Annotated in this window: 18 protein-coding genes; 11 read left to right on the top strand and 7 right to left on the bottom strand. The window is 55.9% G+C overall.

The window, feature by feature from the left end:
- The first annotated feature begins 46 nt into the window (after nucleotides 1-46).
- Nucleotides 47-1,621 (top strand): diguanylate cyclase, encoded by a 1,575-nt coding sequence (locus ACFX4O_RS07000; protein ID WP_380207871.1) that lies wholly within the window; start codon nucleotides 47-49, stop codon nucleotides 1,619-1,621.
- A gap of 3 nt (nucleotides 1,622-1,624) precedes the next feature.
- Here ACFX4O_RS07000 and ACFX4O_RS06995 read toward each other — a convergent pair whose 3' ends face one another.
- Nucleotides 1,625-2,044 (bottom strand): GNAT family N-acetyltransferase, encoded by a 420-nt coding sequence (locus tag ACFX4O_RS06995; RefSeq protein WP_380207870.1) that lies wholly within the window; start codon nucleotides 2,042-2,044, stop codon nucleotides 1,625-1,627.
- Nucleotides 2,045-2,148: 104 nt separating this feature from the next.
- Between ACFX4O_RS06995 and ACFX4O_RS06990 the strand changes: the two genes are divergently transcribed.
- Nucleotides 2,149-3,927, top strand: coding sequence for a thiamine pyrophosphate-requiring protein (locus ACFX4O_RS06990; RefSeq protein ID WP_380207869.1), 1,779 nt, complete (start codon nucleotides 2,149-2,151; stop codon nucleotides 3,925-3,927).
- A 52-nt stretch (nucleotides 3,928-3,979) separates the two neighbouring features.
- Here ACFX4O_RS06990 and ACFX4O_RS06985 read toward each other — a convergent pair whose 3' ends face one another.
- Genes ACFX4O_RS06985 through ACFX4O_RS06970 form a run of 4 tightly spaced genes read right to left on the bottom strand, consistent with a single transcriptional unit; the run spans nucleotide 3,980 to nucleotide 8,772 of the window.
- A complete protein-coding gene (locus ACFX4O_RS06985; protein ID WP_380207868.1) occupies nucleotides 3,980-4,801 on the bottom strand; it encodes an alpha/beta fold hydrolase in 822 nt (273 codons plus the stop codon).
- Nucleotides 4,802-4,845: 44 nt separating this feature from the next.
- Nucleotides 4,846-6,480: an MFS transporter gene (locus tag ACFX4O_RS06980; RefSeq protein ID WP_380207867.1), complete on the bottom strand. Its 1,635-nt coding sequence runs from the start codon at nucleotides 6,478-6,480 to the stop codon at nucleotides 4,846-4,848.
- Complete coding sequence (locus ACFX4O_RS06975; RefSeq protein WP_131410160.1) at nucleotides 6,477-6,893, bottom strand: DoxX family protein; 417 nt, start codon at nucleotides 6,891-6,893, stop codon at nucleotides 6,477-6,479. The genes ACFX4O_RS06980 and ACFX4O_RS06975 overlap by 4 nt, the downstream gene beginning before the upstream one ends.
- Nucleotides 6,894-6,897: 4 nt before the next feature.
- Complete coding sequence (locus tag ACFX4O_RS06970; protein ID WP_380207866.1) at nucleotides 6,898-8,772, bottom strand: amidohydrolase; 1,875 nt, start codon at nucleotides 8,770-8,772, stop codon at nucleotides 6,898-6,900.
- Between the two features lie 238 nt (nucleotides 8,773-9,010).
- Here ACFX4O_RS06970 and ACFX4O_RS06965 point away from each other — a divergent pair, with 238 nt between their 5' ends.
- The 5 genes from ACFX4O_RS06965 to ACFX4O_RS06945 are packed head-to-tail and all read left to right on the top strand — an operon-like array spanning nucleotide 9,011 to nucleotide 16,137.
- A complete protein-coding gene (locus tag ACFX4O_RS06965; RefSeq protein ID WP_131410158.1) occupies nucleotides 9,011-9,697 on the top strand; it encodes a hydrolase in 687 nt (228 codons plus the stop codon).
- A gap of 58 nt (nucleotides 9,698-9,755) precedes the next feature.
- Complete coding sequence (locus tag ACFX4O_RS06960; RefSeq protein WP_131410156.1) at nucleotides 9,756-9,926, top strand: DUF1427 family protein; 171 nt, start codon at nucleotides 9,756-9,758, stop codon at nucleotides 9,924-9,926.
- A gap of 4 nt (nucleotides 9,927-9,930) precedes the next feature.
- Nucleotides 9,931-10,194 carry a XapX domain-containing protein gene (locus tag ACFX4O_RS06955; protein WP_017456791.1) on the top strand — a complete coding sequence of 88 codons (264 nt, stop codon included), beginning with the start codon at nucleotides 9,931-9,933 and terminating at the stop codon, nucleotides 10,192-10,194.
- Between the two features lie 16 nt (nucleotides 10,195-10,210).
- Nucleotides 10,211-10,597 (top strand): response regulator transcription factor, encoded by a 387-nt coding sequence (locus ACFX4O_RS06950; RefSeq protein ID WP_131410152.1) that lies wholly within the window; start codon nucleotides 10,211-10,213, stop codon nucleotides 10,595-10,597.
- Nucleotides 10,594-16,137, top strand: coding sequence for an AAA family ATPase (locus tag ACFX4O_RS06945; protein ID WP_380207865.1), 5,544 nt, complete (start codon nucleotides 10,594-10,596; stop codon nucleotides 16,135-16,137). The genes ACFX4O_RS06950 and ACFX4O_RS06945 overlap by 4 nt, the downstream gene beginning before the upstream one ends.
- Here the strand turns inward: ACFX4O_RS06945 and ACFX4O_RS06940 are convergent.
- On the bottom strand, nucleotides 16,134-16,754 hold the full coding sequence (locus tag ACFX4O_RS06940) for a response regulator transcription factor (RefSeq protein ID WP_131410148.1): 621 nt from the start codon (nucleotides 16,752-16,754) through the stop codon (nucleotides 16,134-16,136). The two genes, ACFX4O_RS06945 and ACFX4O_RS06940, sit on opposite strands and share 4 nt — an antisense overlap.
- 346 nt (nucleotides 16,755-17,100) lie before the next feature.
- On the opposite strand from ACFX4O_RS06940, the gene ACFX4O_RS06935 reads away from it, so the two are divergent.
- From ACFX4O_RS06935 to ACFX4O_RS06920, 4 genes are all read left to right on the top strand, one after another.
- Nucleotides 17,101-17,583, top strand: a complete 483-nt coding sequence (locus tag ACFX4O_RS06935; RefSeq protein ID WP_380207864.1) for a GNAT family N-acetyltransferase — start codon at nucleotides 17,101-17,103, stop codon at nucleotides 17,581-17,583.
- A gap of 154 nt (nucleotides 17,584-17,737) precedes the next feature.
- The gene (locus ACFX4O_RS06930; RefSeq protein WP_017456786.1) at nucleotides 17,738-17,911 is read left to right on the top strand and encodes a hypothetical protein; all 174 of its coding nucleotides are present in this window, start codon (nucleotides 17,738-17,740) and stop codon (nucleotides 17,909-17,911) included.
- Between the two features lie 152 nt (nucleotides 17,912-18,063).
- Nucleotides 18,064-18,606, top strand: coding sequence for an NUDIX hydrolase (locus tag ACFX4O_RS06925; RefSeq protein WP_131410144.1), 543 nt, complete (start codon nucleotides 18,064-18,066; stop codon nucleotides 18,604-18,606).
- 64 nt (nucleotides 18,607-18,670) lie between these two features.
- Nucleotides 18,671-19,279 (top strand): class I SAM-dependent DNA methyltransferase, encoded by a 609-nt coding sequence (locus ACFX4O_RS06920; protein WP_380207863.1) that lies wholly within the window; start codon nucleotides 18,671-18,673, stop codon nucleotides 19,277-19,279.
- Here the strand turns inward: ACFX4O_RS06920 and ACFX4O_RS06915 are convergent.
- Nucleotides 19,276-20,685 (bottom strand): MFS transporter, encoded by a 1,410-nt coding sequence (locus ACFX4O_RS06915; RefSeq protein ID WP_380207862.1) that lies wholly within the window; start codon nucleotides 20,683-20,685, stop codon nucleotides 19,276-19,278. The genes ACFX4O_RS06920 and ACFX4O_RS06915 overlap by 4 nt on opposite strands.

Genomic DNA, 20,685 nt, shown 5'->3' with positions numbered 1-20,685 from the left:
TTCTACTATGCTTAATTGAATTACAGTGGATGTGTTGCGGGGAATAATGAAACTCAAAAGACGTGTTGCGCGAGCGCTGGCGCTCCATTCCTCCCTCGGTCGCAGTATCACTTTTTTTATGGTTGGTCTGTTACTGGCAGGCAGCGCGACCAGCGCATGGACCTTATCGCGCGCATGGGAACGCGTCGTTGAAGACACCGAACGGGATGCGATTAACCTTTCTGTTTCGCAGGCGCGCCAGGCCGAAGATACGTTTTTACAAACCGAACTGGTGCTGCGGGACATTCGCCGCAACCTGCCAACAGACAGCATCGAAGGCATTGATGTCAGCCAGTTCGGCAGTTATCTCGCAGAGCTCAAAGATCGATTACCGCAGTTGCATGGGCTGATGGTTTACGACACCCAGGGTAATATGAAAGCCACCTCGTTTGGCAAAATTCCGGTGCTGTCCAACAACAGTGACCGCGAATACTTTATTTACCATCGCCGTAACGGCCACGGCAGTATTCACATCGGGCATGTTATTCGCAGCCGCTCAACCGGCGATCTGGTGATTCCGGTGTCGCTGCGCATCAGCGACAGTTCCGGCGGTTTTGCCGGTGTTTTGCTGGCCACGGTAAACATCGACTATTTCCGCCACTTCTATGGCTATTTTGAGCTGCAAAGCCGCGACATGCTGGCGCTGGTAAACACTGACGGATCCGCCGTGTATGTGCGTCCTTATGGTGATGAAAGCATTAATCGCAACCTCTCTGCCAGCCCGTTATTTACCCGCGAACTGGCGAAAAAAGACCGAGGGAACGGCACCTGGGTTTCCGCGCTGGATCATATTGAGCGCATTTATGGATTCGCCCGGCTGGAGCGCTATCCGCTGGTGGTGGCAGCGGGTTATGACAAACCCGCGTTGTGGCAGGGCTGGCTCAAAGACAGCCTGCCGGATCTGGTGCTTAACGCCATGCTGCTACTGGGCACGTTGCTGATGGGGGCGATTATCTTCCGCCAGGTCAGGCTCAATGTGCGCAACCAGACGGAACTTGCCGTCCTGCGTGATGAGCTAACCAGCATCAACCACACCTTACAACTGATGGCGTTAGCCGACGGGTTGACCGGGCTTGCCAACCGTCGCCAGTTCGATCTGTTTCTGGCCAAAAGTTTGAAAGCCTCCGCGCTGACGCAAAAACCCGTATCGCTCATCATGCTCGATATCGACTATTTCAAGCGTTATAACGATTTTTATGGTCACGTTGCCGGCGATAACTGTCTGCGAATGGTCGGGGAAATTATTGCGAAACTGAAAATGCGCAGCCACGATTTGATTGCCCGTTACGGCGGCGAAGAGTTTGCCATTATTCTGCCCGATACCGGCCCGGAAGGTGCGCTGTTTGTCGCGCGCCAGGCGGTCGCGTTAGTGCGCAGCGCCAAAATTCCGCACACCAAAACCAGCGGACAAGACAATGTTGTCACCATCAGCGCAGGCTGCTACAGCCTGATTGCCGATGAGAATTTTGACGATGCCATCCGGCTGAAAGAGGGTGCAGATAAAGCACTTTACCAGGCCAAAATAGAAGGGCGCGACCGCGCGGTTGCCGCGACGGAAGAGCTGTTACGGCAACCGGAGTGAATATCAGCGCAGGGATTTCGTTAAATAGTGGCGCTGCATACCGGTGTGCGGATAATCCGGCAGCGACATTTGCAGTGCATAACCGAGCTTTTGATAGAAAGGCAGCGCCTGGAAACTGAAGGTATCCACCAGCGCATGGTGGCAACCCAGCGTGACCGCTTCCTGTGCTGCGCGCTGCATCAGTTCTTTACCAAGCCCGCTGCCACGCTGGTCTTCATGAACCCATAAGTAATGGATATTCAGCCACTCACCTTCCTGGCGGGCAATCAGACCACCCTGCATGACACCTTTCTCATCGCGAAAATAGATACCCAGATGCGCCCATTCGCTGAGATTAATAAATTGCTGATTGTAGCGGCGCAAGCCGGTAAAGAGTTCTTCCTGATCCTGCGCGGTCACTTCGTGTGTCACTATCAGCGCCATTTCTCTCTTCTCCTCGTTGTATTTATCAGAATGATAACAGGTCGGTCAGCGGCGAGCGTCGTCTACCCTTAAAGTCTGTTACCCATTCGTAAGGAGAAAGTACAGTGAGCATCAAAACCAGTGATTTCTTTGTTCAGCGTCTGAAAGAATGGGGCGTGACGCGCATTTACGGTTATCCAGGCGATGGTATCAACGGTGTGCTGGGCGCCATCCAGCGAGCCAACAAAGCGGGCGATGGGATTGAGTTTATCCAGGTTCGCCATGAAGAGATGGCCGCGTTTATGGCGGTCGGCCATGCGAAGTTCACCGGCGAACTGGGGGTCTGCTTATCGACAGGCGGCCCGGGCGCCACGCATCTGCTCACCGGCTTGTATGACGCCAAAATGGACCACGCGCCGGTGCTGGCGATTACCGGGCAAGCGGAAACCACCGCGCGCGGTGCCAGCTATCAGCAGGAGATGAATCTGGATCGCGTTTTCGCCGATGTCGCGAACTTCGTGCAGGAAGCGGCATCGCCCGCACAAGTCCGGCATCTGGTCGATCGCGGCGTTCGTGTGGCAATGGCGCAAAACGGCGTTGGCGTGGTGATCATCCCCAAAGATGTGCAGGATGAAGCCTGGCAACCGCCCCAGCACACCCACGGATTTACCCATTCGGGTTCAGGTTACCAGCGACCGCGCGTGATCCCACACGATGCCGATCTGCAACGGGCCGCGGAGGTGCTCAACGCCGGGAAAAAGGTGGCGATATTGATTGGCGCAGGTGCCCGCAACGCGGCGGTGGAAGTGGTACAAACGGCAAATTTACTGGGCGCGGGGGTGGCGAAAGCCTTGCTTGGCAAAGATGTGCTGCCCGATGATGCGCCATTTGTCACCGGCTCCATTGGCCTGCTGGGTACGGAACCGTCATGGAAACTGATGCAAGAATGCGACACGTTATTGATGATCGGGAGCGGTTTTCCGTGGACGGAATTTCTGCCGCCGGAAGGCAAGGCGCGCGCTGTGCAGATTGATATTGACCCGGCGATGCTTGGCTTGCGCTATCCCTGCGACGTCAATTTACACGGTGATGCAGCAGAAACGTTGCGCGCGTTAATCCCGTTACTGACGCATAAAAGCGACCGAAGCTGGCAGGAGGAGATTGCCCGCCAGGTGCGCGACTGGTGGCAACTGATGGAGCAGCGCGCGATGGCACCGGCCAAACCGGTCAATCCACAACGCGTGGTCTGGGAGATGTCGCCGCTGCTGCCAGACAGTGCGATTGTCACCTCTGATTCCGGTTCCTGCGCGAACTGGTTCGCCCGCGACTATCGCGTTAAGCAGGGGCAGCGCGCCTCGCTTTCCGGCGGGCTGGCCTGTATGGGCGCGGCGGTGCCGTACGCGATTGCCGCAAAATTTGCCGCACCGGAAAAACCGGTCGTTGCGCTGGTAGGCGATGGTGCCATGCAAATGAACAATATGGCCGAACTCATCACTATTCAGAAATACTGGCAGCAGTGGCGAGATCCCCGCTTAATCATCTGCGTGTTCAATAATCAGGATTTAAACCAGGTCACCTGGGAGCAGCGAGTGATGGAGGGCGACCCTCGCTTTGAAGCCACGCAGCAACTGCCCGATGTGAAGTATGCCGAGTTTGCAAAATCGCTGGGGTTAGAGGGCATTTTTGTCGATACGCCAGAGGCCTTGTCTGGCGCATGGCAGCAAGCCTTGCAGGCCGATCGCCCGGTGGTGTTGGAAGTGAAAACCGACCCGGAAGTCGCGCCGTTGCCGCCGCATATTACGTTCAAACAGGCGAAAGCGTTTATGGCGTCAATGGTGAAAGGGGATCGCGGTGCGGTTCAGGTACTGAGCGATACCGCCAGCCAGTTGTTCCATAAGAAGTGATAAAAAAGCCCGGTGCGCATAGCGTACCGGGCTGATGCAACATCAGACACCGTTAGAGTTTGTTCAGGAACGCGAGCAGATCGTCGTTCAACTGGTCCTGATGCGTGACCGCAAAGCCGTGCGGGCCATTCTCATAGACTTTCAGTTCCGCGCCTTTAATCAGTTCTGCCGATAATTTACCGGTCGCTTCAAACGGCACGATCTGGTCATTACTGCCGTGGATCACCAGCGTCGGTACATCCACTTTCGCCACATCCGGGCGGAAGTCTGTTTCCGCAAATGCGGTTACGCAGTCGAGAGTACCTTTCAGTGAGGCCAGCAGGGCAATATTCAGCGTCTGCGTCAGCACACCGTCAGAGACTTTCTGTCCGGCGTTCAGGCCATAAAACGGCGTGGCGAAATCGCTGATAAACTGCGCGCGATCCTTCAGCAGACCGGCTTTAATCCCGTCGAACACGCTTTTATCGACGCCCTGCGGATGATCGTCGGTTTTTCCAAAAATCGGTGTTACCGCGCCGAGCAGCACCAGACCGGCGACGCGCGCGCTGCCGTAGCGACCGATATAACGGGTGACATCGCCGCCGCCCATTGAGAAGCCGACCAGCGTCACATCGTGCAGATCCAGCGCGGTGATGAGATCGTTAATATCAGAAGCAAAAGTGTCGTAGTTGTAGCCATTCCACGGTTGATCGGAGCGACCAAAACCGCGACGGTCGAACGCAATCACACGGTAGCCGCGCTCAGCAAGGAAATTCAGTTGGCTGTCCCACATATCGCCATCTAACGGCCAGCCATGACTGAAGAGAACCGGCTTACCCGCACCCCAGTCTTTGTAATAGATCTGAGTACCATCCTGCGTTTTGATTGTGCTCATGTGTTTACCTCGTTGTTGTGTTGTGGTTTTTTACTGCATAACGCTTATCGCTGCGCGGGTGCGATCAGATGCCGGACAACCGGCGGCTCATCACCTTGATGAAAGGCCAGCACGCGCTCTTTAATCAGCTTGTCATTCACCGTGTGGCGCTCATGCTGGCGCAAATGTTCGATCCACGAACCCATCACCCAGGTTTCCACAAACATCCCCGGATGGTGGGCATCCTCATACACCGCCCAGCCCATCGCACCTGTACGTCGCCGTACGCGGCGCATCTCCTGCATCGCGCAGACAAAATCATGCGCATCTTGCGGTGAGACCCGATATTCGCAACTGACCATCACCGGCCCGCGTTCATGGGGAATCTCGGTTTCGGCAACGACGCCCGCCGGGTCAATCATGTCGAGATCCAGCGCGGCGTCTTTTTCCAGCCGCCAACGTAAAACTGTAGCAGTTCCCAGCACCATGCCCACTGTTGCGACACAAAGCGCCAACGTCACGCCGAATTCCGACGCCAGTTTCCCCCAGATAGCGCTGCCAACCGTCATTGAACCGAAGAACACCGTCAGGTAGACCGCCAGCGCGCGCGCTTTAACCCAGCGGGCAGCACTGCGCTGCGCGCCGACGTTAAGCGTTGAAAGCACGGCAATCCACGCGAAGCCGGTAAAAAATTCAAACGCGTTGAGCAGCCAGACATGGCGAATAAACGCCAGCGCCACCATGGTCAAAGCAAACAGCAAACTGGCAGCTACCATCATCTGGTCGGCATTCAGCCGCTTACGCAATTTTGGCAGCAACACCGCACCACAAATCGCGCCGAAACCGATACAGGCCAACATGAGGCCATAACCGCCAGGCCCCAGACCCAGCTCGCGGCGCGCCACCAGCGGTAACATGGCCCATCCGGCGCTGCCAAACAGGAAAAACGCCACGGTACGCGCCAGCACATTACGCAGCACCGGTGCAGCGTGAACATAGCGCAGCCCACCGCGGATCGCGGTAAAGAAGTGTTCCGGCGGCAAACGCTGAATGGTCACCTGCGGCTGCCAGCGATAGAGCACAAACGCCACGCCCAGCACCGACAGGGCGTTCAGGAAAAAGACCATCCACGGTCCGGCGAAAGAGAGCAGCAGCCCGCCCAGCGCCGGGCCAACCGCGCGGCTGATATTGATGCCCAGTGAATTAAGGGCAATTGCCGGGCTCAGTTCCCGTTTTTCAACCAGATCCGGCACCACCGCCTGAAAAGCCGGTGAGCTAAGCGCCGCACCGGTACTGAGTAAAAATGTCGCCGCCAGCAGCACCTCCGGCGTGACATTGCCGGTAAACGAGAGCAATGCCAGACCGGCTGCCGCGCAGAACGTCCAGGCTTGAGAAAAGAGCAGGATCTTGCGCCGCTCAACGATGTCCGCCAGCACACCAGCAGGCAGCACGAACAGGAACATCGGCAGGCTGCTGGCCGCCTGCACCAGCGCGACCGCCAGCGGATCGGCGCTCAGTGAGAGCATCGTCCAGTTCACGCCAATGTCGCTCATCCATGAGCCAACATTCGATACCACTGTCGCTATCCATAACATGCGGAAAACGCGCTGGCGCAGCGGCTGCCAGGCAGAAGCGGCTGGAGCAGCATCGATATCAGGTGACACTGTCACCGCTGCGTGCAGTTCGTTTTGTTGCGTCATGCCAGCGCTCCTTTCGCCGCCACGCGCAGCCGCCAATTTCCCGGCCCGGTTAACAGCAAGGTGGTGAAGATAATCAGCAACAACCAGCCAAATTGCCCCTCGGCGAGCGACCAGTCTGCATGTACCACCAGCATCGCGACCAGCAGTACCACGATAATCGGGATACAGGCCAGCCGTGTGGCGACACCGGCAATGATCAGCAGCGGGCAAACCACTTCGGCGAAAATCGCCGGTAGCAGACTCATCCACGGGCCAAAACCAAACGGATCTTCGATATGCGCCAGTTCGTTACTGAAATGCAGTACCTTCGGCAAACCATGCACATACAACAACAGCAGGCTGCCAGTCAGGCGCAGGAAGAATAGCCCCGCATCAACGCGGGGCGAAATAGCTGAGAAAGGGGATGTTTTCATGATGTCAGAACGCAAAGCAGCTGCAACCGAGCGCGCCCCAGAAGGCGTTCTCATCGGAAACCGGCATAGCGGAACCGCGTGCAACATCGTGCTGATGAATATGTACACCGCATGGACCGGAGCAGTGGTGTACACCCGACGCCTGGCCGACGCGAGCGGCCTGCGGCGGTGCGCTGCGGTAATGACCTGGCACATTTACTACCGGCGACCAATCTGGCAATACCGGGATCGCCGGTGGCGCCAGCGGGCCAAATGCGCCCGCGGCATAAACAATCTCACCGCCCACCACTGTCAGTACGGACTCAATGCCTTTGATCTCCTCTTCCGGCACCCGGAAGTAGTCCTTGCTGAGGATGGCGAGATCGGCCAGTTGACCGACTTTAATCTGGCCTTTTTTCCCTTGTTCGCTGGAGAACCAGGCGCTGCCTTGCGTCCACAGCAGCAGGGCGGTGTCGCGATCGAGACGCGCGCTGTGGTCATACATTTGCATGCCGCCAACCGTTCGCCCGGAAACCAGCCAGTAGAGCGCCGTCCACGGGTTGTAGCTGGCAACGCGCGTGGCGTCGGTGCCCAGACCAACCGGCAAACCGGCTTCCAGCATTTTCGCCACCGGTGGCGTCTGTTTGGTCGCTTGCTGGCCGTAGCGCTCGGCGAAATATTCGCCCTGGAAGGCCATGCGGTGCTGAACCGCAATCCCGCCGCCAAGCGCTTTTACGCGCTCGATATTGGCTTCGGTGATGGTTTCCGCATGGTCAAAGAACCAGTGCAGACCGTTAAACGGAATGTCGCAGTTCACTTTTTCGAACACATCCAGCATGCGGCTGATCGATTCGTTATAGGTAGCGTGCAGGCGGAACGGCCAGCGATGCTCAACCAGGTGGCGCACTACGCGCTCCAGTTCATCTTCCATACCGGACGCCAGATCCGGGCGCGGTTCGAGGAAATCTTCGAAGTCGGCGGCGGAAAAGACCAGCATTTCACCCGCACCATTGTGGCGGAAAAAGTCACTGCCCTGGCCCGGTGTTAACATGTCGGTCCATTTTTCGAAATCTTCCAGTTCATGTCCCGGACGCTGGGTAAACAGGTTATAGGCGATACGAATCGTCATCTGCTGTTTGCTGTGTAATTCGGCGATCACTTCGTAATCTTCCGGGTAATTCTGGAAACCGCCGCCCGCATCAATGGCGCTGGTCAGACCCAGACGATTCAACTCACGCATAAACTGGCGCGTGGAGTTGACCTGCTGTTCCAGCGGCAATTTTGGCCCTTTCGCCAGCGTCGCGTAGAGGATCATCGCGTTTGGCCGCGCAATCAGCATCCCGGTCGGGTTGCCGTTGCTGTCGCGCTGAATTTCGCCGCCCGGCGGGTTAGGCGTGTCTTTGGTGTAACCCACCACTTTGAGCGCCGCGCGGTTGAGCAGGGCGCGGTCGTACAGATGCAGAATAAACACCGGCGTGTCCGGCGCAGCTTCGTTAATTTCATCCAGCGTCGGCATACGCCGCTCAGCGAACTGGAACTCCGTCCAGCCGCCCACTACGCGGACCCACTGCGGAGAAGGCGTGCGCAGCGCTTGTTCTTTCAGCATGCGCAGGGCATCCGCCAGCGACGGTACACCTTCCCAACGCAGCTCCAGGTTGTAATTAAGACCGCCGCGGATCAGGTGCAGGTGCGAGTCATTCAGCCCCGGGATCGCCGTATGACCTTTCAGATCCACCACTTTTGTGCGTTCACCACGGTAAGCCATCACCTCGGCCTCGGTCCCCACCTGGACAAATTTTCCGTCGCGGACAGCCACCGCTTCGGCGAACGGGTTTTCCCGATCAACCGTATGAAACTGACCATTAAGCAATATCAGTTCTGCATGTACGAGCGAATCCATACTTCCTCCAGTCTGGCGGCCTCATGGGCCGGATAAGCGTCTGGGCGGATTATGCTAAGCGTTGGGAAAGAATGAACAGTTATACGAACGTATAGGTATACGAAAGGATAGTTATACCTTCAGATAATAGTTATGCCGGGGAGGGATACCTAACATACAGCCAACGATAGCGATGGCGCGTGAGTTGCTGTCTGAACGTAACGTAACACTCCTCACTTTAACCTCTAAGGATGCTTATATGACTACCGCGAAGCTTGAAGTTCTGACCCCGGCGAACTGTCAGTTAATCTTTATCGATCACCAGCCGCAGATGGCGTTTGGCGTGCAGTCTATTGACCGCCAGGTGCTGAAAAACAACACCGTCGCGCTGGCAAAAGCCGCCAAAGTGTTCAATATTCCGACGATCTTCACCACCGTAGAGACCGAAAGTTTCTCCGGCAACACCTATCCTGAGCTGCTGGATGTGTTCCCGGAGAAAGATATTCTGGAACGTACTTCAATGAACTCCTGGGACGACCAGAAAGTGCGTGATGCGCTGGCAGCGAACGGCAAGCGTAAAGTCGTTGTTTCTGGTTTGTGGACCGAAGTGTGTAACAACACCTTCGCACTGTGCGCCATGCTGGAAGGCGACTACGAAATCTATATGGTGGCGGATGCGTCCGGCGGCACGTCGAAAGAGGCGCACGATTACGCCATGCAGCGCATGATTCAGGCGGGTGTGATTCCGGTTACCTGGCAGCAGGTGATGCTGGAATGGCAGCGTGACTGGGCGCACCGCGAAACGTACGACGCGGTAATGAATATTGTGAGAGAGCATTCCGGCGCATACGGTATGGGCGTCGATTATGCCTACACCATGGTGCACAAAGCGCCTTCACGCGCGAAAGCGGGCCATCGCACACTGGCACCGGTTCCGGCGAAATAAGCCTTTTGCTGGCCGGTTAACGCCGGTCAGCTTGTCTCTTTCACGGCAGGAGAATGCCATGAGTATCGGACTTATCTCTTTCGCAGCAGGCGTGTTGATTGGCGTGATGTACGCGTTGCTAAAGGTGCGATCGCCTGCGCCACCGGCGATTGCGCTGGTTGGGTTGCTTGGCATGTTGATGGGCGAACAGCTCGTCAGCGCATTGATCTCTCAAGCTGCTGCGGGGTGAGCCTATGAAATCCTGGATCCTTTCCCTCCTGGTCGGTCTTCTGGCTGGCGGTATTTATGCTTTACTGGGAACGCGTTCCCCCGCGCCACCGGTAATGGCCTTACTGGGGTTGTTCGGCATGCTGGTAGGGGAGCAACTTGTTCCGATTACCCGTCGGTTACTTGCCCGGCAACCGTTAACCATGGCATGGTTTCGCCATGAGTGTGTGCCAAAGATTAGCGGTACGCCGCAACCTGAACCGCCGGACGCACCGCCGCGCCGGGATTAATGCCCCGAGGATAACCATGACGCACACCCTGCGTATTGCCATTGTTGATGATGAACCGTCCGTGCGTAGCGGGTTAAGTAATTTGCTGCAATCGGCGGGGTACGCCACGCTGACCTTCGCGTCCGCCGAGGCCTTTCTTAACGATGGTTCCGCGCAGCGTCAATCGGCACTGGTGATTGCAGACATTAAACTCAAAGGCATGAGCGGGGCGGCGCTGTTCGAAAAACTGCAACTTAGCCCGTGCCCGCCGCCGTTGATATTTATTTCCGGTCATGACGATGAAACCTGGCAGCGGTTCGCGGGGCAACCCGGTGCCGTTGCTTTTTTACATAAACCGATCGATATCGACATGCTGCTTGACCATATTTCGCGCGTGCTGGCGGGAGGGGAAGAGACGCCATGACCGGAAACGCAAAATCACCGCCGTGGCCGCAGATGGTGGCCGAAAACCAACCGTTTACGCTCCAGGATGATGCCATCTACACACCGCTGGCGCAGGAGGGCTGCATTGTCTGGATGAATGCACATTACCCATGGGCGAGCGATGCCTTTATTCTCGCCACGGCGGTAAGCGACGATGCTGAGCCGCGCGCCAGCCAGTTGCTGAACAACGAATTAGCGTTGCGCCAGCAACTTGATAGCCGCTGGGCGGTAAAACCCGTGGCCAGCACGCAATATCACGGCCGCGTCGCGCTGGTTTATCCCACATTCGCCTTTAAACCACTCACCCGTCTGACCAGCCAGCCGATGGCGTGTATCGCCAGTTGGCTTGAACTGACCCTGTGCATCTGCACGCCGCTGCGCCAGATACACCACAGCAATCTGATCCATGGCGACATTAAACCCGGCAATATTTTTCTCACCGATGAAGGCTGCCGGTTGGGCGGGTTTGGCCTGACGACCAGTACCGTCGGGGAACCGGCGCAGAACTGGCTGCCGCTCTCCGGCGGTACGCTGGCCTACATGTCGCCGGAACACTCAACGCGCACCCATCACGCCGTGGACAACCGCAGCGATCTCTACAGCCTGGGCATTGTCTTTTATGAGCTATTGACCGGCACGTTGCCGTTCGATCTCAGCGAAGGCGGGCAGGCGGAATGGGTGTTACACCACATTGCGTCTGAACCTTCGCCGCCGCATAACCTGCGCGACGGGGTGCCGGAGATGCTGTCAACCATTGTGCTGAAGCTGCTGGCAAAGTCGCCGGAAAAACGTTACCAGACGGTCGATGGTCTGATGGCAGATTTGCGTCGCTGCCAGGCGACGTTAACGACCGATGGCGAGATAGCCCACTTTACGCCAGGTTTGCAGGATCGTTCCCCGGCGCTGCATTTTGCTAACACGTTGTATCGCGCTCATCCGCAGGCCAAAGTGCTGGCGGATGCGCTGGATGCGGTGGTGCAAAGCAGTACGCAAACGCTGGTCACCATCAGCGGCCCCATCGGGATGGGAAAATCTTCGCTGATGGCCTCGTCGTTAAAAGTCTTTCAGAGTCGCCCGTCGCTTATTGCGCTCGGGAAGGTAGAACAAAATTCCTCGATTTTGCCGTTGGGTGTCCTCACCGCAGCTTTCCGCTCGCTGGCACTGCATTTGCTGGGTTTGCCCACAGAGGAAGTGGCGCGCTGGAAGTCACGGCTCAGCAGCGCGTTGACAGGTTATGAAGCGCTGGCGGTGAGCCTCGCGCCGGAACTGGGGCTGCTGATTGACAGTAAACCGGTGCCGTTTATCGATACCTTGTCGCTCGATTCACGCGCGCGGTTCAACTACATGGTGCTGCGCCTGGTGAATGTCTTTGCTACACCGGGTTGCCCGCTGATTATCCTTATCGATAACCTGCACTGGATTGATGACGCCAGTCTGCATTTACTGGAATACCTGTTACAGCACAGCCATGCATTGCCGCTGTTGATGGTGGTTTCACATCGCGACTTAGCCTCGTTAAACGATCCAGCTTTTGCCACCGCGCTGGCCCGCTTGCGCAGCGCGGCGAGCCGCGTTATGGAGTGTGTGCCGCAGCCGCGTTCGGCGAAAGCCATCTCACGCTGGCTGGCGACCATTTTTCAGACGCGCCCGGCATCTACCGTCGAGCTGGCGAAACTGATCCATGAAAAAACCGGTGGCAACCCGCTGTTCGTGCATGAGTTCTTTAAGCGCATTACCGAAGATGGCCTGGTGAGCCATAACAGCTATCAGGGAAAATGGCAGTATGACCTGGCGGCGATTAGCACCCGTTACCACCGCGAAAACGTACCCGATTTGCTGCTTCAGCAACTGGCACAAATGCCGCCTGAAACCCGAAACCTGCTTGGGAGCATGGCCTGTCTTGGCAGCGCAGGCGATATCACATTAATAAGCCGTGTGCTGAACCTTTCAGCAGGCGAGGTGCATTACCGCCTGCATCCTGCGCTCACGGTACAACTCGTCACGCTTAACGCCGCCGAGTACACGTTTACCCATGAACGGATCCACGAGGCAGCCTGCGCACTGCTGGAGCCTGCACATTGCCGCCAGTTGCATCTGGCCTCGGCCACGCTGCTGGCGCAAACGGCGGCCGAAGCCCCGGGCAATGAGCTGCTGTTTCGCGCCATCCACCACATCAATGCGGCTGCCGACGACGTTTTGCTGCCGCAACGCCAGCGCTTCAGTGAACTCAGTCTGCTTGCCGCCAGGCGCGCAAAACACACCGGCGACTACACATCCGCTTTGAGCTATTTACACCTCGCCCGACGCCTTCGTACCGAAACGGGGCATGACTTTGCTCTCTCGCTGGAGGAGACCGCCTGTGAGTTTTTGCTCGGTAACCTTTCAACCGCGCGCGGCCTGTGCGAACGGTTACTGGCATCGCCCGGCGGGCTTACAGAGAAGGCGCAGGCCGCGACATTGCTGGCAGAAGTGCATATTCGCCAGTCTGGTTATCAGCTTGCGCTGGAAACAACGCTCAGCTGGTTGACCGTGTTTGGTATTCACCTCAGCCGTTATCCCGACGATGCAGCCTGTGATCACGCATGGCAGGAGATGCACACGCGTATTGGCGACAACCCCGCGCGGCTATTTACGGCACTGCCGCGCATGAACCATCAGGAAACCGATGCGCTAATGAACCTGCTGGCGAGCGCCAGTTTGTATGCGAGCTTTAATTGCCCGCGCCTGCATTTCCTGTTGCTGTGCCAGATGCTGCAATTGACACTCGAACGCGGGCTGACTGGCGCATCCACCTCAGCACTGGCGTGGTTTGGTGTGCTGATCGGCGAACGCTACGAAGAGTATGAACTGGGCTATCGTTACAGCGTACTGGCGCAGGAGCTGGTAACGCGCCACGGTTTACATGAATTTGCCGCAAAAGCCCTGGTTCCGCTGGGTCGTAGCTGTGTCTGGACACAACCGCTATCGCGAAGCGTGGAGTGCGCTAACGCTTGTTTTACCGCGGCCGTTGCGCATGGGGATCTGACGATTGCCTGTTTTGCTGCTTTTCGCCAGGTGATCAACGCCATGAGTCGCGGCGATCACCTCGACACGGTATTAAGCCATATCGATCGCGGTCTGGCTTTTATCCGCGAAACACAGTATTCGGATATGGACTCTCTGCTGCTGTTACAACGTCACTTTGTCGAGTATTTAAGGCAGCCAGACAGCATGGTAAGCGGCAAAGAGATACTACCCAGATCGCTGCTGCCACCGACACCACCCGCCACGATGCTGTTCTGGTTCTGGCTCTATCGCGGGATGGCGCACTTTTTCACCGGGGCTTATTCCCGCGCGGAATCGTGTCTGAAAGAGGCGGGGAAACATGCCTGGTCCGCACCCGGACATATTAGTCTGCTGGATTATCATCTCTATAGCGCGCTCGCACTGTCGATGCAGCTTACACCCGCGACGTTTTCCGCCGGGCACCGTCAGCGACTAAACCAGCACTACAACAAAATAGCTCGCTGGGCGCAGGTCAATCCGGAAACCTTCAGCGATAAAGAAGCGCTGGTGTACGCGGAAATCGTGCGCCTCGACGGAATGAACAGCATCGCGCTGGAACAGTATGAGAAGGCAATTACGCTTTCTCGCGAAGCGGGTTTTAACCCCATCAATGCACTGGCGCATGAACTGGCCGGGCGTTTTGCGCTCTCCTGCGGGTACCAGACCGCAGCAGATGCTTATTTTCGCGGCGCGATGGCCGCATGGGGGCGCACCGGGGCGCAGGCTAAAGTTCGCCATTTACAACAGGAGCATCCTCATCTTTTCACGCCAGTGGAAAGTACGCCCTATGACACGATCTCCTTTGCCCAGAACGATGAAATCCGCGATCTGCAGAGCATTATCAAAGCCTCCCGCGCTTTATCTGAGGAGATCAATCTTGAACGGTTGATTCAGATCCTGATGACCATGTTACTGGAGCGTGCCGGTGCGCAGCGCGGTTTACTTATTCGCGTGCTTGACGACAACATTGCGGAAATCGAAGCCAGCGCCCACACCAGTAAAGAAGGCGTACTGGTGCGGGTGATAAAAGAGATGCCTTTGGCGACAGATATGCCGTTGTCCGTGCTGGCGGCGGTGATCCGCACCGGGCAGGAGATCCGCACTGGCCGACCAGAAGAGTACAGTCCGTTTAGCCAGGATCCCTATCTTGTCTCTTCGGGAGCAGCGGTGATGTGTGTGCCGATGTTCAAGCAAGCGCGGCTGGTAGGAGTGTTATATCTGGAAAACCGCCTGATGCCGGAGATGTTTACCGCCGGCCAGTCACGCGTCGTGAACCTGCTTGGCGCGCATGCTGCGGTTTCGCTGGAAACCGCACGGTTGTATGCCAAGCTGGTGGAAGAGAACCTTCAGCGTCGGCGCGTCGAGAAAGAACTGCGCGCAAGCCAAACCTCGCTCATGTTGGGGGAGCAAATCAGCCACACCGGAACCTGGCGCTGGGAGCTGGAGCAGGATTTGATGCACATGTCGGATGAGTATGCGCGCATTCTGGGGATAGATGGGAAGCGCAAACTTATCTCGATGGCCGAGTTTTTAACCTTTGTTCACCCGGACGATCATCCGCATATCAGTGCGCTGGTCACCCGCAGCGTTGCACAGGGGCTCACTATGCAGGCGGAGTTTCGCATTATCCGCAGCGATGGCGAGTGCCGTTATATCCTTGGCATTGGCGATCCGGTTTCATCCGGTGATGAGGTACACGAATATTTTGGCACCATCACCGATATTACCGCTCAGCGGCAAAGTGAAGATGCTGCGCGCGTCGCCCAGGCCGAGCTGGCGCGAGTGTCGCGAGCCACCACCGTCGGGCAACTGACCTCGTCGATCGCCCACGAAATCAACCAACCGCTGATGTCGATTGTCTCTAACGCAGGTGCCAGCCTGCGCTGGCTTAATCGTTCCCCGATTCCGGTTGATAATGTGCGCGTCGGGCTGGAGGAGATTATCAGCGAAGGGCAGCGCGCCGGAGAGGTGATCCGTAGTCTGCAATCGCTGACGCGCAGACAGGAGCCAGTGTTCGAGCGCATCGATCTGCATTTCTTACTGCGCCATATCATGACGCTCTCCCGCAGCGAACTGGCGCGGCGGCAGATCGCCGTCGACTATGCACTTGATGCGCATAACAGCTTTATTCATGGCGATAGCGTGCAGATCCAGCAGGTGCTGCTTAACCTGGTGATGAATGCTGTTGAAGCAATGGCAGACATTGACTCACGCCCGCGCGTGTTAACGCTCTCGACGCTAACTCAGGATCCACAAGAGGTGATTTGCCAGATAGCAGATACCGGGAGTGGAATGAGTCCCGATGTGCAGGCTCGTCTGTTTGAGTCGTTCTATACCACCAAAGTACAGGGCATGGGGATGGGGCTGACGATCAGCTATGCCATTATTGAGCGGCATAAAGGCAAGCTAACGGCGATGTCCAGGCTGCCTTTCGGCAGCGTGTTGGCTTTTACCTTGCCAGTGGCGGCAGATTAGCGGCTGCGGGATTTAGCGATATGCAGGTGGCTTGCGGCATGCACCAGATCCGCCAGCGAGCGGGCCTGCATTTTATCCATCACCCGGCGACGATGCACTTTAACGGTGATTTCGCTGACTCCCAGCTCCGCGGCAATCTGCTTGTTAAGCAAGCCACTGATCGCCAACTCAAACACTTCCTGCTCACGCGGCGTCAGGGATAAGTGCCGCTGCTTGAGCGCAAAATTTTCCTGTTGTTGTTCGAAATCTTGCGCTGCAACAGTCAGCGCGTCCGCTACCGCCGACAGCAGGCGTTCAGACTCCACAGGCTTCGTTAAGAATTCGCGCGCACCCGCTTTCATTGCGCGCACAGTCAGCGGGATGGTGCCGTAGCCGGTGAGAAAGATTATCGGCAGTTCGCGTCCGCGATCTTTTAATGCGCTGGCGACATCGAAACCGTCCGCGACGGGCATATTCAAATCCAGAATCAAACAAGAGGGTACGGAAACCAGCGGGTGAGTAAGAAAGGATTCCGCCGAGGCGAAATCAATGGCGCGGTAACCTTCTGCTGCCAGCAGCCGGACAATTGATCGTCTGACGGCATTATCATCGTCGACAACATATACGATAGGTTCCATTATCTATCAGCCTCGGTAGGAAACGGCATGCCGGTAAAGCTCGCCGAAATCAGTGCATAACATACAGATAACACAAATTTTAACTGGATGAAATAATTGACATTTCCACAGCTAATGTGGGCTTTTTATCCGGCCGCATACATTATGTGTGATGTGAGAAATCACAACAGCGAAGCGTATTTTATGCACGATAAGAGTTTGAATGTCGTATGAATTTTAATCGCATGTTTTTATGTCGCTCATCCCGTCAACCGAAAAAACAGCAGCGGGTTGACAAGTTAAGACTAAAAATTCAGAACTTTTCGAACGTGCTTTCCCATTTTTATCATGAGAAAAGGTGATAACGATGCAACTCAGATTGGCTCGGCCCGCAGAGGCCGAAGTGATATGGCAGATCCGTAACCAGGCTATCCGCCACGGTTGTAAAGGCGTCTATGAAGACAGCGTTATCGCGGCCTGGACACCGGATAAAATGCCGGAAAGCCAGCGTACGATGATTGCCAATAATCCCTTTTATGTCGCAACAACGTTAAAAGATCAGCCGGTTGCCACGGGTTTTCTCGATCTCGCCAACGCCAGCGTGGAGGCTATTTTCACGTTGCCGGAGTGGGAAGGAAAGGGGCTGGCGACGCAGATAATAGACGCCATTAAACAGGAGGCGACAAAGCGAGGTTTGGCGCGAATCACGCTGGCATCAACGCCTAACGCCTGTACGTTCTACCAAAAACAAGGATTTATAATATTGCAGGAAAGTGTTTACCCCTCTGCGCTGGCGCGCGCGGAATTACGCTGTATTGAAATGGAATATAATTTCTTCACTGATAAATAAAATACTTTTATTTATCATACGGATTGATGTGAAGAAAATTCCTATTAAAATAAACAGGTTACTTAACACTTCATCATAAAATGTCGTCCTATAATAATAACGCTGCGCTATCGCGTGGCGTTATTTCATGATTCATCACATAAAGGGACTTTTTATGAAAATCCGTGCATTACTTTCCATTTTATTATTTGGTTTATCAATGAATGTCTTCGCTGCCAGCCAGACTGAGTGTGAAGTAAATGGCGAGATGGACTGGAACTGCATGTGCCAGATCCTGTGCCAGGCGGGCGAGGGCGGCGCAGCCTGTAATTGCGATGGCGTGCCATAAGTCGACATCGCAAAGGGGATATTAATTTTAATATCCCCTGAATTTCGTCACCGCCGATTCCTCTGAAACCCATTTCCCTGCCAAATAGATCCCCCCGTTTGCGATATTCACATGTTACTCTTCACGCCTGAGGTTCTACAGGGAGAGCTGTGATGTCGGCGATTAAAACGCTTGCTACAACCGAAGTGTACCGCAACAAGTGGATGCGTCTGCGCGAAGACAAAATCCTGCGGGCTGATGGTAACGAAGGCATTTACTCCGTTGTTGAGAAAGCCGATTTTGTCGTGATTATCGCCCGTGAAGGCGACAGCCTGTACGTGGTTGAGCAATTTCGCTATCCGCTTGGCAAGCACACCATTGAGCTGCCGCAAGGCGCATGGGAATGTGCGCCAGAGGCGGATCCGCTGCATGTTGCAGCCGGTGAACTTCGTGAGGAAACTGGGCTGGTGGCGGGAAAGATACGCTATGTGGGGTATCAGAAACTGGCGCAAGGCTACTCCAGCCAAGGTTACCATATCTTCCTCGCGCAAGAGTTGGTACATCAGCAGCAGGAACTGGACCCCGAAGAGTTTGGTCTGACGACGCGCAAAATTACCCTGAGAGAGTTTGAGACCTTGATTTCCGCAGGAAAGATCAGCGACGCGACCTCAGTTACCGCGTATTTGCTGGCAAAGCTAAAAGGCATGCTGGAATAGCGCAGCTATCTTGCATCACATCACAGCCGTATGCGCCTAATCTCTGGGTTTAAGCGAGATAAACATGAGCAACAGCGCCGCACAAAATATTCTTTCAATCTATCAACGCCACGCCCAGACATTTGCTGAGCAGCGCTCACAGGCGCTCTTTGAGAAAAGCTGGCTGGAGAAGTTCGCACACCAGCTTCCTGATAAAGGCAATGTTATCGATATCGGTTGTGGTAACGGGCAGCCGATTGCGGGCTGGCTTATCCGCCAGGGTTTTCAGCTCACCGGCGTGGATGGCGCAAGCGCAATGCTGGAACGCGCGCGCCAGCAGTTTCCCGCTCAGCGCTGGATCCAGCAAGATATGCGCCAGCTATCGCTCGGGGAAACTTTCGATGGGCTTCTGGCCTGGGACAGTTTTTTTCACCTGGCACATGAGGATCAACGCAGCATGTTCGATCGTTTTGCCGAACATAGTCATGCGGGTAGCGCGTTAATGTTTACCAGCGGAACCCACCACGGAATCGCGATGGGGCAGTTCGCCGGTGAACCCTTGTTCCATGCCAGCCTGGCACCAGACGAGTACCGCGAGTTATTAGCAAATCGCGGTTTCGAGGTTATCGACATGGTTCAGGAAGATCCACACTGTGGTGGCCATACCGTATGGCTGGCGCAACGCGTTCGTTAAAGCGACTGCGCTGATATCTGCCGCATACGGCTCAGGCTAAAGAGAATCGCGAGGATAGTCGCCACGGCAGCCAACCCTAAACCAAACCGGACAGCAAAAGCTTCCTGTACAGCGTTGGCGGAAGGGGCATAGAGCGACAGGATCCCACCAAACAACGCTGCACCAAGGCACTGGCCGAAAGTGCGCATAATGGCCAGTACGCCGGACGCGTAACCGCTGTGCTCCCTTGAAGCATTCGCCATCATCTCTTTATTGTTCGGGCTCTGAAAACAGCCGAACCCAATACCGCATATCAGGCTGCGCAGGCTGATATCCCATACGGGGGGATTAGCGGGTAACTGCGCCAGCAAAATTAACCCCACCGCGAAAATACACAAACCGACGGTGGCAATCACCGAAGGTGCGTAGCGGTCAGCAAGCCGCCCGGCATGTGGCGCAACCAGCATGATACCAACAGGCCAGGCGGTAAACAGCAGCGCCGACGTCAACGCGCTGTAACCATAAACACGCTGAAACAGCAACGGCAGAGCGACGAATGTAATCCCCTGGCTGATAAAAGAAGCCAGCGATGTCAGTGCTGCCAGCGAAAAACGCGGCGAGGCAAAAAGCGCAAGCGGCATCAGCGGCTGCAATGCCTGTCGTTGTCGAAAAACAAACCCTACCCCGGCAAACAGCCCAATAAATCCATAACTCAGCGCAGTTAATCCTGATCCGGAACGGGAAATAGCGCTTGATGCCATCACTATCGATCCCAGCATGATCGCCGAAAGCAGTGCTCCCGGCGTGTCAAATGATCCGCGCAGTGCAGAGGTTGCAGCCGGAATCACCCGTAAAGTGAAGAGCAGCGCAAGGATACCCAGAGGAATGTTAATGGCGAATAACCATTGCCAGCTCAACGTTGCCAGCAGGGTACCGCCCAGTACTGGCGCGATAGCGGTGCTGGAAGCGATTAACAACGCATTCATGCCAAGGATGCGTCCCAGTAACCGATTAGGAAAGACAGAGCGCAAAATCGCGGGCGCAATGCTGAGTGTTGCCGCTCCGCCAATCCCTTGTAAGAGACGCATCGCGACAAGTGTTTCAAACGTTTGAGCCAGCGCGCAACCCAGCGATGCCAACGTGAAGAGACCTAGCCCGGCGGCAAATAATCGGCGAAAGCCAATATGTGCCGCTAATGCGGCGAAGATTGCCAGCGTCATGGCAGCGGAGAGCAGATATCCATTTGCCACCCAAACGGCTTCAGCGGAGGTTACATGTAACGCCTGCGCAATTTGCGGCAAGGCGATATTCACCATCGAGCCATCAAATACCGCCATCGTCGTGCTGGTCATAACTGCAATCATTGCCAGTAACCGCTCGCGCCCAGGCAATCCCTCATCACCGGGTTTATCCAAAAAAAGTGTCAT

Source organism: Kosakonia sp. YIM B13571, from assembly GCF_042788095.1.
Taxonomy (GTDB): Bacteria; Pseudomonadota; Gammaproteobacteria; order Enterobacterales; family Enterobacteriaceae; genus Kosakonia; species Kosakonia quasisacchari.
The sequence above is the reverse complement of the archived record's forward strand: the minus strand, read 5'-3'. Positions and strand labels throughout refer to the sequence as shown.

Bases quoted from the DNA above. Each gene is read 5' to 3' on its own strand.
- ACFX4O_RS06980 (WP_380207867.1), bottom strand. From the start codon at position 6,480: ATGACGCAACAAAACGAACTGCACGCAGCGGTGACAGTGTCACCTGAT.
- ACFX4O_RS06955 (WP_017456791.1), top strand. From the start codon at position 9,931: ATGAAATCCTGGATCCTTTCCCTCCTGGTCGGTCTTCTGGCTGGCGGT.
- ACFX4O_RS06930 (WP_017456786.1), top strand. From the start codon at position 17,738: ATGAAAATCCGTGCATTACTTTCCATTTTATTATTTGGTTTATCAATG.
- ACFX4O_RS06960 (WP_131410156.1), top strand. From the start codon at position 9,756: ATGAGTATCGGACTTATCTCTTTCGCAGCAGGCGTGTTGATTGGCGTG.
- ACFX4O_RS06945 (WP_380207865.1), top strand. From the start codon at position 10,594: ATGACCGGAAACGCAAAATCACCGCCGTGGCCGCAGATGGTGGCCGAA.
- ACFX4O_RS07000 (WP_380207871.1), top strand. From the start codon at position 47: ATGAAACTCAAAAGACGTGTTGCGCGAGCGCTGGCGCTCCATTCCTCC.
- ACFX4O_RS06940 (WP_131410148.1), bottom strand. From the start codon at position 16,754: ATGGAACCTATCGTATATGTTGTCGACGATGATAATGCCGTCAGACGA.
- ACFX4O_RS06970 (WP_380207866.1), bottom strand. From the start codon at position 8,772: ATGGATTCGCTCGTACATGCAGAACTGATATTGCTTAATGGTCAGTTT.
- ACFX4O_RS06925 (WP_131410144.1), top strand. From the start codon at position 18,064: ATGTCGGCGATTAAAACGCTTGCTACAACCGAAGTGTACCGCAACAAG.
- ACFX4O_RS06965 (WP_131410158.1), top strand. From the start codon at position 9,011: ATGACTACCGCGAAGCTTGAAGTTCTGACCCCGGCGAACTGTCAGTTA.
- ACFX4O_RS06950 (WP_131410152.1), top strand. From the start codon at position 10,211: ATGACGCACACCCTGCGTATTGCCATTGTTGATGATGAACCGTCCGTG.
- ACFX4O_RS06915 (WP_380207862.1), bottom strand. From the start codon at position 20,685: ATGACACTTTTTTTGGATAAACCCGGTGATGAGGGATTGCCTGGGCGC.
- ACFX4O_RS06935 (WP_380207864.1), top strand. From the start codon at position 17,101: ATGCAACTCAGATTGGCTCGGCCCGCAGAGGCCGAAGTGATATGGCAG.
- ACFX4O_RS06985 (WP_380207868.1), bottom strand. From the start codon at position 4,801: ATGAGCACAATCAAAACGCAGGATGGTACTCAGATCTATTACAAAGAC.
- ACFX4O_RS06920 (WP_380207863.1), top strand. From the start codon at position 18,671: ATGAGCAACAGCGCCGCACAAAATATTCTTTCAATCTATCAACGCCAC.
- ACFX4O_RS06995 (WP_380207870.1), bottom strand. From the start codon at position 2,044: ATGGCGCTGATAGTGACACACGAAGTGACCGCGCAGGATCAGGAAGAA.
- ACFX4O_RS06975 (WP_131410160.1), bottom strand. From the start codon at position 6,893: ATGAAAACATCCCCTTTCTCAGCTATTTCGCCCCGCGTTGATGCGGGG.